We start from the raw sequence: 15,228 nt of genomic DNA, 5'->3' as shown, positions 1-15,228 counted from the left end.
TCCACCCACACTATAGGGAACGAGCAATGTTTAATTTTGATCTTCATACCCCAACCCGCATTCTGTTCGGTAAAGGTGCTATCGAAAACCTGCGCGCTCAGATCCCCGCTGACGCTCGCGTACTGATTACCTACGGCGGCGGCAGCGTGAAAAAAACCGGCGTGCTGGACCAGGTGCTGAGCGCACTGCAAGGTCTGGACGTGCTGGAGTTCGGCGGTATTGAGCCAAACCCATCTTATGAAACGCTGATGAATGCGGTGAAAATCGCCCGCGAAGAGAAAGTCACCTTCCTGCTGGCCGTTGGCGGCGGTTCCGTACTGGACGGCACTAAGTTTATCGCTGCCGCCGCACACTACGATACCAGCATCGACCCGTGGGAAATTCTGGAAACCTACGGCAGCCACGTCACCAGCGCTATCCCAATGGGTTCCGTGCTGACGCTGCCAGCGACCGGTTCCGAGTCCAACAAAGGTGCCGTTATCTCCCGTAAAACCACCGGTGACAAACGTGCCTTTATGTCCCCACACGTTCAGCCGCTGTTTGCGATTCTGGACCCGGTTTACACCTACACCCTGCCGCCGCGTCAGGTTGCTAACGGCGTTGTGGATGCATTCGTTCACACCGTAGAGCAGTACGTCACCTACCCGGTTGACGGCAAAATTCAGGACCGCTTCGCGGAAGGCATTCTGCTGACGCTGGTTGAAGATGGCCCGAAAGCGCTGCAGGAACCGGAAAACTACGCCGTTCGTGCCAACATCATGTGGGCTGCCACTCAGGCGCTGAACGGCCTGATTGGTGCTGGCGTGCCGCAGGACTGGGCAACCCATATGCTGGGCCACGAACTGACCGCAATGCACGGTCTGGATCACGCGCAGACGCTGGCTATCGTGCTGCCTGCTCTGTGGAATGAAAAACGTGATACCAAACGCGCCAAACTGCTGCAGTACGCAGAACGCGTCTGGAACATTACCGAAGGTTCTGACGATGCGCGCATCGATGCCGCTATCGCCGCGACCCGCAGCTTCTTCGAACAAATGGGCGTCCCAACCCGCCTGTCCGACTACGGTCTGGACGGCAGCTCTATCCCTGCGCTGCTGAAAAAACTCGAAGAACACGGTATGACCAAACTGGGTGAAAATCAGGATATTACCCTGGACGTGAGCCGTCGTATTTACGAAGCAGCACGCTAAGAGCTTCTCGCTTTACCTTTCGTTTTTGCATATTTCGACCAGACTTAATCCTACAAACCTTGCCAGGGTCATGCCCTGGCAAGCTCGTAAAAAGGAGAAATGCATGACACATCCAACCGTGATTAAACTGCACGATGGCAATGTAATGCCGCAGCTCGGCCTCGGGGTATGGCAGGCCACGAATGAGGAAGTCGTCACCGCGATTCATAAAGCGCTCGAGGTGGGCTACCGTTCCATTGATACCGCCGCCGCTTATAAAAATGAGTCGGGAGTCGGTAAAGCGATTAAGAGCGCGGGCGTTGCTCGTGAAGATCTGTTCATCACCACCAAGCTGTGGAATGACTCCCATCTCCGCGCGGCGGATGCCCTACAGGAGAGCCTGGAGCACCTGCAGCTGGACTATCTCGACCTGTATCTGATCCACTGGCCGGTTCCCGCAACCGATCACTATATCGATGCGTGGAAGAGCCTGATTGAACTGCAAAAACAGGGGCTGATTAAGAGCATCGGCGTGTGTAACTTCCAGGTGCCTCACCTGCAGCGGCTGATCGATGAAACCGGCGTCGCACCGGTTATCAACCAGATTGAGCTACATCCGTTGATGCAGCAGCGTCAGCTGAACGCCTGGAACGCCACGCATAAAATCCAGACCGAGTCCTGGAGTCCGCTGGCACAGGGCGGTGAAGGGGTGTTTGACCAGAAAGTGATCCGCGCTCTGGCGGATAAATACGGTAAGACGCCAGCGCAAATCGTGATTCGCTGGCACCTCGACAGCGGACTGGTGGTGATCCCGAAATCGGTTACGCCGTCGCGCATCGCCGAAAACTTTGCCGTCTGGGATTTCCGTCTGGATAAAGATGAGCTGAGCGAGATTGCGAAGCTGGATCAGGGTAAGCGTTTAGGCCCGGACCCGGACCAGTTTGGCGGTTAAGCGAGAAGTCTGAATGTCAAAAGCCCGGCGAAATGTCGGGCTTTTTTTGTGGCTTAGGTGCTGTCCCGGCGTCGCTGCGCTCGGCCGGGCTACCGCCAAATGTAGCCCGGGCGAGGCGTTTACGCCGACCCCGGGTTAAGCTCAGCGGGATGCTGGTTTAGGACGCTTTTTGATGCCGTTTGGCGTCTGACGCTGGTGCGCCACCGGCGTATGCTTGGTCAGCGCCGGGCGGGTATTGCGGTTCTGGCGACGCGCTTCGCGCATCTCGTCCAGCGTTGGCGCAGGCACCAGGCAGTCACGACGGCTGCCGATCAGATGTTTTTTACCCATCGTCTCCAGCGCCGTACGGATCAGCGGCCAGTTAGCCGGATCGTGATAGCGCAGCAGCGCTTTGTGCAGACGACGCTGCTTATCGCCTTTCGGGATCACCACGTCTTCACTCTTATAGCCAATTTTACCCAGCGGGTTCTTGCCGGTGTAATACATGGTGGTTGAGTTCGCCAGCGGCGACGGGTAGAAGTTCTGCACCTGGTCCAGGCGGAAACGGTGCTGCTTCAGCCACAGCGCCAGGTTCACCATATCTTCATCGCGCGTCCCTGGGTGGGCGGAGATAAAGTACGGAATCAGATACTGCTCTTTACCCGCCTGCTTCGAATAGGTGTCGAACAGCTCTTTAAAGCGGTGATAGCTGCCCATCCCCGGCTTCATCATCTTCGACAGCGGCCCTTCTTCAGTGTGCTCTGGCGCAATCTTCAGATAGCCGCCCACATGGTGGGTTGCCAGCTCTTTGATATAGCGCGGGTCTTCCACCGCCAGATCGTAGCGCACGCCGGAGGCAATCAGGATCTTCTTGATGCCTTTCAGGTCGCGGGCGCGGCGATAGAGGTTAATCGTCGGCGTGTGGTCGGTATCCATATGCGGACAAATTTCCGGGTACACGCAGGAGAGACGACGACAGGTCTGCTCCGCACGCGGCGACTTACAGCGCAGCATATACATGTTAGCCGTTGGGCCACCCAGGTCGGAGATAATGCCGGTAAAGCCAGGCACCGTGTCGCGAATAGCTTCGATTTCGTTGATGATCGAGTCTTCGGAGCGGCTCTGGATAATACGGCCTTCGTGCTCGGTGATAGAGCAGAAGGAGCAGCCACCGAAGCAGCCGCGCATGATGTTGATAGAGAAACGAATCATCTCATACGCCGGGATACGCGCCTTGCCGTATGACGGGTGCGGAATACGCTGGTACGGCAGCGCAAACACGCTGTCCATCTCTTCGGTGGAGAGCGGGATCGCCGGCGGGTTAATCCAGATGTAGCGGTCGCCCTGCTTCTGCATCAGCGCACGGGCGCTGCCCGGGTTGGTTTCATGGTGCAGAATACGGGAAGCGTGGGCATACAGCACCTTGTCGCCTTTGACCTTTTCAAAGGACGGCAGCAAGACATAGGTTTTCTCCCACGGCTTAGGGCGCGGCGGCTGCACGGTAACAGCTTTGGCTTCCTGCTTTTTCGGTGCTACCGGTTTGTTATCGGCGCACGGCAAGTCTTCACCATACGGATGCGGAATCGGGTCGATTTTCCCCGGGGTGTCGATGCGGGTTGAGTCGACGCCAGACCAGCCCGGCAGCGCTTCTTTGACGATGATGGCGGTGTTACGCACGTCGCGGATCTGCGCGATTGGCTCGCCTGCCGCCAGACGGTGCGCCACTTCAACCAGCGGACGCTCACCGTTACCGAACATCAGCATGTCGGCCTTGGCGTCAATCAGCACCGAACGACGCACGGTATCAGACCAATAGTCATAGTGCGCGGTACGACGCAGGCTGGCTTCAATGCCGCCGAGAATAACCGGCACATCTTTCCACGCCTCTTTGCAGCGCTGGGTATAGACCAGCGTCGCGCGGTCCGGACGTTTGCCCGCGACGTTGTCTGGGGTATAGGCATCGTCATGGCGCAGCTTGCGGTCTGCGGTATAACGGTTGATCATCGAGTCCATGTTACCGGCGGTGACGCCGAAGAACAGGTTCGGTTTGCCAAGACGCATAAAGTCGTCTTTGCTGTTCCAGTCAGGCTGGGCAATGATCCCCACGCGGAAGCCCTGTGCTTCCAGCATACGACCACAAATCGCCATCCCAAAACTCGGGTGATCAACGTAGGCGTCGCCGGTGACCAGAATGATGTCGCAGCTATCCCAGCCAAGTTGATCCATCTCTTCACGTGACATTGGCAAAAACGGAGCCGGCCCAAAGCAGGCGGCCCAGTACTGCGGCCAGGAGAAAAGGTCGCGATCCGGTTGGATCAGGGAGATAGCGCTCATATTGCTTCCGAAAAAATTGGCAAAAAAATAGACAAAGGCCGGGGATTATAAGCCCGTTCGCCTTACTAATGAAGTGGGAATTTTTAGCGCGGTGCGGGTCCCGGCGTCGCTACGCTCGGCCGGGCTACCATAAGCGCAGCGACGCCGGGGGTTCTTGATTACGGCGCTGGGTTCACCAGAATCTGCCCAATAGAACCACGGTCGGCAAGCTCCAGCGTCTGGCTGGAGAACTGGAACGGGAAGTGCGGCCATGACGGCTGTGAGTAATAGACCAGCAGCTCCACCTGACCGTCAATCCAGACCGTATCTTTCCAGCCCCGGTCTTCCGGCAGCGGCGTCGCGCCGTTGACGTTGCGAACCTGGAACATCACCCCTTCAATATGGAACGACTGCGGCGCATCGGCACGAACCGTCCAGCGCTCCCAGGTGCCCTGTTGCGCGGTGATATCAATGCGCTGCGGGTCCCACAGCTGACCGTTGATACCTGGATCGTCGCCCAGCAGAATATCGCGACTGCGAATCGGCGTACCGCTCAGCACTTCCGTTGGCAGTATGCGCATCGGTAAGTTATCGGTCACTAACGGCAGCAGCCCCGTTGGGCGCAGGGTCAGCACCAGCGTGGAGATCAAAATGCTCGACGGTTCGAAGAAGCCGCGAATACGCTCCATGATGCTGGCAGACTCACCGCAGGTCATCGACACTTCGTCGCCGTTGGTCATATCAACCAGCACTTCGCGACGTTCGCCCGGTGCCAGCGAGATTTGAGTGGTGGAGACCGGTGCAGGCAGGAAACCCTGATCGCTGGAAATCACGTGCAGCGCACGGCCATCGCTCATCCGCAGCGAGTAGCGGCGGGAGTTGGAGGCGTTCAACAGGCGCAGACGCACCCAGCCGCGCGATACTTCGACATAGGGTCCCTGGACACCGTTGACCAGCAGCGTATCGCCAACAAAGCCACCGCTGCCCGGCTCGTCGTACACCGGCGTGCCAAAGTTATCCAGGCGCTTATCCTGAATGATGACCGGGAAGTCATCGACGCCGTAGTGGTTGGGGAATGGTAAGGACTTACTAACTTCATCCTCAATCAACCACATCCCCGCCAGACCGTTATAGACCTGTTGCGCTGTGTGGTTTGGCGTATTGGCCTGATACCACAGCGTTGACGCGTTCTGGCGAATGGGCAGCACCGGCGCCCAGTCGGCGTTTGGCGTCATCATGCGCGCCGCGCCGCCAATCAGCGGCCCCGGCACCTGCAAACCGCGCACGGTCATGGCGACGTTTTCCGTCAGACGGTTGCTGTAGATGAGTTTGACATCGTCACCCTTCCAGACGCGGATCGTCGGCCCAAGATAGCGGCCGTTGACGCCCCAGACGGAGGCGCGCGTGCCCTGGGTAAAGGACCAGTGCGCACGCTGCAGCGTTAAGAATAGCGGTTGCCCACGGCGAGACTCCAGCAGCGGAGGCACCGGCAATGCGGGTTGCTTCCCTGCGGCCTGTGCCCTCAGCGGCACGGTGCCGGCACAAAGCGCAACGCCCGAAGCCTGAATAAACTGACGCCGACTGAGTGACATATAAGCTCCATCAAAACTGACAAATCAAACGCGGGAAATCATTTTCCCGATAGCAAAACCGCCGCGACACGGGCATTCGCCCGCGACGTCAGCAGAGAATTACGCTTTACCCGCAGACTCACGCTGGGCCACTTCCTGGTCCAGTTCGTCTATTTTGGCCTTCATCACTTCACGGCAGTGTTTTGCCAGGTCGCGAACCTGATCCTTACCCCACGCGCTGGTGTCGATAGGCTCCAGCATTTCCACAATCACCAGACCATTATTCCAGCGGTTGAGTTTAATCTTATTGGAGGTATTCGACACACATACCGGGATAATTGGCACACCGGCAGCGATCGCGGCGTGAAACGCACCGGTTTTAAACGGAAGCAGGCCACGGCCGCGGCTGCGGGTACCTTCCGGGAACATCCAGATCGAGATTTTGCGTTTCTTAAAGGCATCTGCCACTTCGGCAATGGTACTGTGCGCTTTCGCTCGGTTGTTACGGTCGATCAGCAGGTTGCCGGTCAGCCAGTACAGCAGACCAAAGAACGGCACCCACACCAGGCTCTTTTTACCGACCGTCACGGTGGGCGGCTGGACGATATTCGCCGCCGTCACCATATCGTAGTTGTTCTGGTGGTTGGCGATATAAATCGCGTTGCCATAGCGCTCCGCGTCAGCCGGTTTGCGGGTTTCTACCTTTAAACCGAACACCGGCGCCATACGGCCAAACATATGGCCAAAGGTGGCGACGTGTTTTGGGTTACGCGGACTGAACAGGCAATAGATGCAGCCAAAGATGCATACCAGGATGCAATAAATGACGACAATAATGACACGTAAAATAAATAGCATAGCGTCCTCTGAACCCTGAACCACTTAGAATGATACCGATCAGACGGGTGCTGACAGGATATATAGACCGGACAGGGCTTTGTTACTTGCAGACCCCTGCAAAGGGGTATTGTTAATCGCAACGGCTGAATTAACAACGGTTTCACGGTAATTTTTCCCCCGCCTGACGACGGGGGAAATATATTACTCTTCGCTGTCGCCCGCCGAGGCGCGCTGCGGTGAATCAATCTCAACGCGATCGATTTTTTGCAGGCCGCGCATCAGGGTGCCGCGACGACCGCGTTCACCCGTCACTTTTTGCAGCTCTTCCGGGCGCAGTTTGATCTTACGCTTGCCCACGTGGAAGGTCAGCGTGCTCTGCGGCGGCAGCACGTAAAGGTGCGCCAGGCTATCGACACCGCTGGCGGCTTCCGCTGCCGGGATGTTGATAATCTTGTTGCCCTTACCTTTCGACAGCTGCGGCAGGTCGCTCAGCGGGAACATCAGCATGCGGCCTGCGGAGGTGATCGCCAGCAGCATATCGCTCTCGTCTTCAATCACCACCGGCGGCATCACGTGTGCGTTATCCGGCAGTGAAATCAGCGCCTTACCGGCACGGTTACGTGCGACCAGGTCGTTGAAGGTACACAGGAAACCGTAGCCCGCGTCGGAAGCCATCAGCAGCTTGGTATCGTCGCCTTCCATCAGCATGTGCTCGACGGTCGCGCCAGGCGGCAGCGTCAGCTTGCCGGTCAGCGGCTCGCCCTGCCCACGGGCGGACGGCAGCGTAATCGGGTCGATGGCGTAGCTGCGGCCGGTGGTGTCGACAAACACAACCGGCTGGTTGCTCTTGCCTTTCACCGACGATTTCCAGCTATCGCCAGACTTATAGTTCAGCCCCTGAGCATCAATGTCATGGCCTTTCGCGCTACGTACCCAGCCCATCTGCGACAGCACGATGGTCACCGGTTCGGACGGCAGCATGTCATGGTCGCTCATCGCTTTCGCTTCTTCGCGCTCGCGCAGCGGAGAACGACGATCGTCGCCAAAGGCTTCGGCATCGGCCTGCAGCTCTTTCTTCAGCAGGTTACTCATCTTACGTTCGGACGCCAGGATCGCCTGCAGATGATCGCGCTCTTTGGCTAAATCATCCTGCTCGCCGCGGATCTTCATCTCTTCGAGCTTCGCCAGGTGGCGCAATTTCAGCTCGAGGATCGCTTCCGCCTGGGTTTCGCTGATGCCAAAGCGCGACATCAGCGCCGGCTTCGGCTCATCTTCGTGACGGATTATCTCGATCACTTCATCGATGTTGAGGAACGCCACCAGCAAACCTTCGAGGATATGCAGGCGTTTAAGCACTTTCTCGAGGCGGTAGTTCAGGCGACGACGGACGGTGTCGCGGCGGAACGCCAGCCATTCGGTGAGGATCTCCAGCAGGTTTTTCACCGCCGGACGACCATCCAGCCCGATCATGTTCAGGTTGATGCGGTAGCTCTTTTCCAGATCGGTGGTGGCGAACAGGTGGTTCATCACCTGATCCATGTCCACGCGGTTGGAACGCGGCACGATAACCAGACGGGTCGGGTTTTCGTGGTCAGATTCGTCGCGCAGGTCATCGACCATCGGCAGCTTTTTGTTACGCATCTGGGCGGCTATCTGTTCCAGCACTTTGGCGCCGGAAACCTGATGCGGCAGCGCGGTAATCACTACCGCACCATCTTCTTTATTCCACACCGCGCGCATGCGCACGGAGCCACGGCCGTTCTGGTAAATTTTGCGGATTTCCGCGCGCGAGGTAATGATTTCCGCCTCGGTCGGGTAGTCCGGGCCCTGAACGATATCCAGCACCTCGTCGAGCGTGGTCTGCGGTTTTTCAATCAGGGTAATCGCGGCTTTCGCCACTTCACGCAGGTTGTGCGGCGGAATGTCCGTCGCCATACCGACGGCGATGCCGGTGGTGCCGTTCAGCAGGATGTTAGGCAGGCGCGCAGGCAGCATTTTCGGCTCCTGCATGGTGCCGTCAAAGTTCGGCACCCAATCAGCCGTGCCCTGCCCCAGCTCGCTTAACAGCAGCTCGGAATATTTCGACAGGCGGGATTCGGTATAACGCATCGCTGCGAACGATTTCGGATCGTCCGGTGCCCCCCAGTTCCCCTGGCCATCGACCAGCGGGTAACGGTAGGAGAACGGCTGCGCCATCAGCACCATCGCTTCGTAACAGGCGCTATCGCCGTGCGGATGGTACTTACCCAGTACGTCACCAACGGTACGGGCGGATTTTTTAAATTTTGCGGTGGCGTTCAACCCCAGTTCCGACATTGCGTAAACAATGCGGCGCTGCACCGGTTTCAGGCCATCGCCAATAAACGGCAACGCGCGATCCATGATGACGTACATGGAATAGTTTAAGTAGGCGTTTTCCGTAAATTCATGTAGCGCAAGGCGCTCTGCCATATCGCTCATTAACAGTGGATCCTCAATCTGCATGCTGACCGTTCGGACGGCAATATTGCCGCAGATAATACCCTATCTCACGGTCTGAGTCACAAACCGTGAGATAGGTTGGGAGCGGGTTAACGAAGCGGTAAATAAATATCCGTCAGCAGCGCATGTTCCGGCACCTCATGGACAAAGTTGAGGTACTGGAAAAAGACCGGGAAGTCGCGCGGCGTCTCGCCGCTGCCCGGCAGCCACTCGCGGAATAGAGACCAGACGCTGTCCGACAGCGAGTCCAGCGAGCCCTGATGGCGCAAGACCGCGCATCGCCCGCCGGGAATCTCAGCGTTGACCACGCCAAACGTATTCTCCGGTATCGGTTCAGACACACTGCCGCAGATATCAAAGCGAAACTGCTCCGGCGGCGTGGTCTGCGGGTCGTGCCAGGCCATACCGTAGGTCTGGCTGCTCGCCACCGGCGAAAGCCCGGTGGTGCGTCGCCACTCAATAAAGGTTGCCGCGCTGTCGTTCACCCGATCCGGATGCCCCTGATGGGTCAACATGGCGACGTTGGTTTGCGGAAATTCAACAATTTTCACGTCCATTACGTGCTGCTCCTGTAAAGCCAGTTTAGGAACGCGCTGGTGCCAGGCCGCCCAGTCCGGAGTTTGTCGGAACTGACGTGGGCTTTGGCCAAACGCGGTTTTAAAGGCACGAGTGAACGACTCCGGGTTCTGAAACCCGGCATCCAGCGCAATATCGATAACCTTATCCTGCGGATTAAACGCCAGCCGCCACGAGGCGCGGCGCAGGCGTAACCACTGGATATAGCGATACAGCGGCAGGCCGCTCCAGGCGGTAAATTGCCGATGGAAATGAAATGGCGAACTGTGCGCCATCCGGCTTAACGCCTCAAGCGAGAGAGGCTCATCCAGATGACGCTCAATGTGGTCGCAAACGCGCCGCAGGCGTTCGGAATAAGCCGCGCTTAATAAGTCACTCATCACTGCCTCCTTGCGGGACATTCTGCCCACCTGGCCGCAGTGAATCCTGACCGATCTTGCGCAGTCTTAGGGGATTATGGATTCACTTTGCGGATCTGCTTCACGTCGATTTCAACGGAGTTCCAGTCTTTATCCACTTCGCCCTGGATTTCAACCACATCCTGCGGGGTGATGGTCTGGCCGTTCCAGCGCTTGTGATCAATATCCACATTTACGGTGCCGCTGGCATCTTTAAAAATATACAGATCGTCGGAAACGCGCTCAATGATGTTGCCACGCAGCGTTACCCAGGTGTCATCACGCATGGTTTTGGCGTTCGCCGCAGTGGTCACGGTGCCGTTAGGGCCAACGAAGCCGCCGGTCTGCGTCGTCGTGGTGCTGGACGGGCCGGAAAATCCGCCCTGAGTGGCGGCAAATGCTGGTGCAGAAGCCAGGGCCAGGATAGCGGCGATAGCAGCAAGTTTCTTCATGATTTGTTCTCCCTTTTGTGGTGTATGAGCACTATTACACCCGCTATTTCTTAACAACTTCTTAAGGCAAAAAAAGATTTATTATTGCTGTACATAGGCAGTACAGGCGCGCTTTACTTGGTAGACAGGGCAGCAGGCAAGGAGCAGCAGATGCGTATTTTATTAGTGGAAGATGACAAGCTTATCGGCGACGGCATCAAAACCGGGCTCGGCAAAATGGGCTTCAGCATTGACTGGTTTACCCGCGGTGAAGAGGGAAAAATTGCGCTCTATAGCGCCCCTTACGACGCGGTGATCCTTGACCTGACGCTGCCCGGCATCGACGGGCTGGATATTCTGCGCGAGTGGCGCGAAAAGTCCCGCCGCGAACCGGTGCTCATTCTTACCGCCCGCGATGCACTGAGCCAGCGCGTCGAAGGGCTGCGCTTAGGCGCTGACGACTATCTCTGCAAACCGTTCGCGCTGATTGAAGTCGCCGCCCGTCTGGAGGCGCTGATTCGCCGCGCCCACGGCCAGCCGAGCAGCGTGCTGCGCCACGGCGAGGTGGAGCTGGATCCCAATCGCCTGACCGCCACCTTGAACAACGAACCACTCATACTGAAGCCGAAAGAGTTTGCCTTGCTGGAACTGCTGCTGCGCAACGCCGGGCGAGTGCTGCCGCGCAAGCTGATTGAAGAGAAGCTCTACAGCTGGGATGAAGAGGTCACCAGCAACGCCATTGAAGTGCACGTCCACCATCTGCGCCGCAAACTCGGCAGCCACTTTATCCGCACCGTCCACGGTATCGGCTACACGTTGGGTGACCAATGAACCTGTTCCGCCGTCTGAGCCTCCGCGTTCGCCTGACGCTGCTGTTTATGCTGCTCTCCGCCGTGGCCTGGTGTTTTGCCAGCGCCATCGCCTGGAAACAGACCACCGACAAGCTGGATAAGCTGTTCGATACCCAGCAAATGCTGTTTGCCAAACGCATCAGCGCAATGGATTTCGCCGACCTGCCCACTTCGCGCCAGTGGATTCGCGCGCCGAAGAAGGTCAAACACGGGCATCTTGATGATGACGCGCTGGCGTTCGCCATCTACACCGTCGACGGCAAGATGGTGCTGCACGACGGTGAGAACGGGCCGTACATCCCTTATAGCTATCGCCGCGAAGGCTTTGACGATGGCCCGCTGAGCAACGATGACGATAGCTGGCGCTTTTTGTGGCTGACCACGGCCGATAAAAAATATCGCATCGTGGTCGGCCAGGAGTGGGATTACCGCAAGGAGATGGCGCTGGATATCATCACCAGCCAGCTGACACCGTGGCTGATTGCCCTACCGGTGACCTTTTTGCTGCTGATTCTGTTGATTAGCCGCGAGCTGGCGCCGCTCAAAAAAATAACCCGTACTCTACGCCAGCGCCACCCGGACTCCGGTGAGCCGCTGGATACGCACGGCGTGCCAAACGAAGTACGCCCGATGCTGGACGCGCTCAACCTGCTGTTCCGCCGTATCCACGATATGCTGACTCGCGAGCGCCGCTTCACCTCCGATGCCGCCCATGAGCTGCGCAGCCCGCTCACCGCACTGCGGGTACAGGCCGAAGTGGCACAACTGTCGCAGGACGACCCGGAAAGCCAGCAAAAGGCGCTGATGCAGCTGCATGCCGGCATCGACCGCGCCACGCGCCTGGTGGAGCAACTGCTGACCCTTTCCCGCCTCGATTCGCTGGAACAACTGGCGGACGTGCAGCCGGTGAATCTCGGCGATCTGCTGCAATCTTCAGTGATGGACATCTACCACACCGCGCAAAAAGCGGGCATCGAGATTCGCCTGCACCTGAACACGCAGCAGGTTACCCGCACCGCCCAGCCGCTGCTGATGAGCCTGCTGGTGCGTAATCTGCTGGATAACGCCGTGCGCTACAGCCCCGCGGGCAGCGTGGTGGACGTAACGCTCGACGACCACGGTTTCAGCGTCCGCGATAACGGGCCGGGCATCAGCCCGGAAGCGCTGGCGCGCATCGGCGAACGTTTCTATCGCCCGCCGGGGCAGGATGAAACCGGCAGCGGGCTCGGGTTATCGATTGTGCAGCGCATTGCGGCGCTGCATGGGATGACGGCGACGTTTGCTAACGCATCCGGCGGCGGCTTTGAAGTGACCATTCGTGGGTAGCTAATTATTGCTCATTTAGCAAAAGACTTTGCACATTTTGCACATTTAATCGTTACAGCAAGGCGAGTATCATGCCCCTCAAAAGCCAACTTTTGAGGATTTATAATGAGCAACATTCTGATTGTTAACGGTGCGAAAAAATTCGGCCATTCTAACGGCCAGTTGAACGACACCCTGACTGAAGTCGCGGAGACCTACCTGCGCGACCTCGGGCATGATGTTAAAGTGGTTCGCGCGGACGGCGACTATGACGTCAAAGCCGAAGTCCAAAACTTCCTGTGGGCCGACACCGTTATCTGGCAGATGCCAGGCTGGTGGATGGGCGCACCGTGGACCGTGAAAAAATATATCGATGACGTGTTCACCGAAGGTCACGGTTCTCTGTACGCCAGCGATGGTCGTACCCGCTCCGACGCCAGCAAAAAATATGGTTCCGGCGGCCTGATTCAGGGTAAAACCTATATGTTGTCCCTGACCTGGAACGCCCCAATGGAAGCCTTTACCGATAAAGATCAGTTCTTCCACGGCGTGGGCGTTGACGGCGTTTACCTGCCGTTCCACAAAGCCAACCAGTTCCTGGGAATGGAAGCGCTGCCGACCTTTATCACCAACGACGTGATTAAAATGCCTGACGTTCCACGTTATGTTGCAGAATACCGCGAGCATCTTGGGAAGATTTTTGCTTAACTGTTAGCCTGGAATTAGAAGGAGTTAATCATGTTGACCATTATTGCTGAAATCCGTACTCGTCCAGGACAACATCACCGTCAGGCGGTGCTGGATCAGTTCACCAAAATTATCCCAACCGTGCTGAAAGAAGACGGCTGCCACGGCTACGCGCCGATGGTTGTTCACGCCGCAAACGTGAGCTTCCAGACCACCGCACCGGACTCTATCGTGATGGTTGAAGTGTGGGAAAGCGTGGCGCACCTTGAAGCGCACCTGCAGACGCCGCACATGAAAGCCTGGAGCGAAGCGGTGAAAGCCGACGTGCTCGATACGACCATTCGTATTCTGGAATCAGGCGTTTAAGACTGACGCATTAACGTAGCCCGGCCGAACGCAGTGACGCCGGGGACATCCCCGGCGTCGGTGCTTACGCACCTCGTCCGGGCTACGTGTTAAAGGTAGCTATCGATTTACCAGTACAGCTTCCAACTCTGCGTCATGCGCACCAGCGCTTCCACATAGAAATAATCCCCCCAGCTACAGCACTCATCCACACCCTTATCGCTCGCGAAGTGATACACCGAATGTTTCAGCACGCCGGTACCCGGTTCGTCCACGCCCATCAGATAGTGCTTCGACAGCGATGACATAATCCCCATCGCCCACTGCTGATAGCGCTCGCGGTCCGGATCGGTGGTCGGCAGATGCTTCACCAGTTCCAGCAGGCCGCACACCGCAATCGCCGCTGAGGATGAATCACGCAGCGCATCGGTGCCGACCAGCGCCAGATCCCAATGACAGACATAGTCTTCCGGCAGGCGGTTGAGGAAGTAGTTCGCCAGCTTTTTCGACAGGCTAATCAGCTCTCGGTCGCCGGTATACAGGAAGCTCAGCATAAAGCCGTAAATGCCCCACGCCTGCCCGCGCGACCAGCAAGAGTCGTCGGCATAGCCCTGCTGGGTTTTACCAAAGCGCGGCGCGCCTGTCTGCACGTCCATATAGTAGGTGTGGTAGGTCGAAGCATCTTCACGCACCAGATATTTTGCCGACTGGCGCACGTGAGCGCGCGCGGCATCGGCAAATCGCGGATCGCCGGTCTGTTCCGTCGCCCAGTAGAGCAGCGGCAGATTCATGGTGCAGTCGATAATCATGCGCCCCGCCTGCTCCGGGTCGGTCAGCACACCCCAGGCCTGAATAATTTCCGCTTTACGATGGAAGCGCTCCAGCAGGGCTTCCGCCGCTTGCAAAGAGAAGCCACGCGCATCGCGATTACCGGTCAAACGCCAGGCCGACACGCAGGAGAGCGTGTACAGGAAGCCCAGGTCATGAGTATTGGTGTCGCAGCGCCCCGCAATACGCAGACCGAACGAGCGCACGTGCTGCTCTGCCAACGCCCGGTATTTCTCCTCGCCGGTCATCTCCCAGGCCAGCCACAGCTGTCCGGTCCAGAAGCTGGTCGTCCATTCAACGTTTTCGGTCAGCGGATAGTAGCCGTCCACGCAGGCTTCGCCCGGAAATTTATCACCGAAATCCGTTAAATGACGGCTAATCAGCTTAAGGACATGGCTACGCGCCGAGCACAGCTCATCGTTAAACGTCTGAAGATTAACGGGAGCACCCGGAAATTCACGCAGGATTTCCTCAACGATAGGGTTTAACATATTCGGTTCCT

General features: G+C 57.6%; 13 protein-coding genes. 6 read left to right on the top strand and 7 right to left on the bottom strand.

The window, feature by feature from the left end; genetic code table 11:
• Nucleotides 1-26 precede the first annotated feature (26 nt).
• The gene (yqhD, locus tag V6944_RS09540; RefSeq protein WP_333498773.1) at nucleotides 27-1,190 is read left to right on the top strand and encodes an alcohol dehydrogenase; all 1,164 of its coding nucleotides are present in this window, start codon (nucleotides 27-29) and stop codon (nucleotides 1,188-1,190) included.
• A gap of 103 nt (nucleotides 1,191-1,293) precedes the next feature.
• Complete coding sequence (gene dkgA, locus V6944_RS09535) at nucleotides 1,294-2,121, top strand: 2,5-didehydrogluconate reductase DkgA (RefSeq protein WP_123652371.1); 828 nt, start codon at nucleotides 1,294-1,296, stop codon at nucleotides 2,119-2,121.
• 141 nt (nucleotides 2,122-2,262) lie between these two features.
• Here the strand turns inward: dkgA and V6944_RS09530 are convergent, their stop codons facing one another.
• From V6944_RS09530 to V6944_RS09505, 6 genes are all read right to left on the bottom strand, one after another.
• Complete coding sequence (locus V6944_RS09530; protein WP_333011260.1) at nucleotides 2,263-4,434, bottom strand: YgiQ family radical SAM protein; 2,172 nt, start codon at nucleotides 4,432-4,434, stop codon at nucleotides 2,263-2,265.
• Between the two features lie 158 nt (nucleotides 4,435-4,592).
• The gene (gene ftsP, locus V6944_RS09525; protein WP_333498772.1) at nucleotides 4,593-6,005 is read right to left on the bottom strand and encodes a cell division protein FtsP; all 1,413 of its coding nucleotides are present in this window, start codon (nucleotides 6,003-6,005) and stop codon (nucleotides 4,593-4,595) included.
• Nucleotides 6,006-6,104: 99 nt separating this feature from the next.
• Nucleotides 6,105-6,842, bottom strand: a complete 738-nt coding sequence (plsC, locus tag V6944_RS09520; protein ID WP_333498771.1) for a 1-acylglycerol-3-phosphate O-acyltransferase — start codon at nucleotides 6,840-6,842, stop codon at nucleotides 6,105-6,107.
• A gap of 183 nt (nucleotides 6,843-7,025) precedes the next feature.
• Complete coding sequence (parC, locus tag V6944_RS09515; protein ID WP_333498770.1) at nucleotides 7,026-9,284, bottom strand: DNA topoisomerase IV subunit A; 2,259 nt, start codon at nucleotides 9,282-9,284, stop codon at nucleotides 7,026-7,028.
• A gap of 110 nt (nucleotides 9,285-9,394) precedes the next feature.
• A complete protein-coding gene (locus tag V6944_RS09510) occupies nucleotides 9,395-10,261 on the bottom strand; it encodes an AraC family transcriptional regulator (RefSeq protein WP_333498769.1) in 867 nt (288 codons plus the stop codon).
• A 74-nt stretch (nucleotides 10,262-10,335) separates the two neighbouring features.
• Nucleotides 10,336-10,731, bottom strand: coding sequence for a YgiW/YdeI family stress tolerance OB fold protein (locus tag V6944_RS09505; protein ID WP_333496150.1), 396 nt, complete (start codon nucleotides 10,729-10,731; stop codon nucleotides 10,336-10,338).
• A gap of 150 nt (nucleotides 10,732-10,881) precedes the next feature.
• Between V6944_RS09505 and qseB the strand changes: the two genes are divergently transcribed.
• The 4 genes from qseB to V6944_RS09485 all read left to right on the top strand — a co-directional run bounded on the left by qseB (nucleotide 10,882) and on the right by V6944_RS09485 (nucleotide 13,919).
• Entirely contained in the window at nucleotides 10,882-11,541 is a 660-nt protein-coding gene (gene qseB / locus V6944_RS09500; RefSeq protein WP_185668375.1) for a quorum sensing response regulator transcription factor QseB, read from the top strand.
• Complete coding sequence (gene qseC, locus V6944_RS09495; RefSeq protein WP_333498768.1) at nucleotides 11,538-12,887, top strand: quorum sensing histidine kinase QseC; 1,350 nt, start codon at nucleotides 11,538-11,540, stop codon at nucleotides 12,885-12,887. The genes qseB and qseC overlap by 4 nt, the downstream gene beginning before the upstream one ends.
• A gap of 105 nt (nucleotides 12,888-12,992) precedes the next feature.
• Nucleotides 12,993-13,574, top strand: coding sequence for an NAD(P)H-dependent oxidoreductase (locus V6944_RS09490; protein WP_220440988.1), 582 nt, complete (start codon nucleotides 12,993-12,995; stop codon nucleotides 13,572-13,574).
• A 30-nt stretch (nucleotides 13,575-13,604) separates the two neighbouring features.
• The gene (locus V6944_RS09485) at nucleotides 13,605-13,919 is read left to right on the top strand and encodes a putative quinol monooxygenase (protein ID WP_333498767.1); all 315 of its coding nucleotides are present in this window, start codon (nucleotides 13,605-13,607) and stop codon (nucleotides 13,917-13,919) included.
• A 107-nt stretch (nucleotides 13,920-14,026) separates the two neighbouring features.
• Here the strand turns inward: V6944_RS09485 and V6944_RS09480 are convergent, their stop codons facing one another.
• Nucleotides 14,027-15,217 (bottom strand): glycoside hydrolase family 88 protein, encoded by a 1,191-nt coding sequence (locus V6944_RS09480; protein ID WP_333498766.1) that lies wholly within the window; start codon nucleotides 15,215-15,217, stop codon nucleotides 14,027-14,029.
• Nucleotides 15,218-15,228: the final 11 nt, after the last annotated feature.

This window comes from Kluyvera sp. CHPC 1.2972, from assembly GCF_036759925.1.
GTDB lineage: Bacteria > Pseudomonadota > Gammaproteobacteria > Enterobacterales > Enterobacteriaceae > Kluyvera.
The sequence above is the reverse complement of the archived record's forward strand: the minus strand, read 5'-3'. Positions and strand labels throughout refer to the sequence as shown.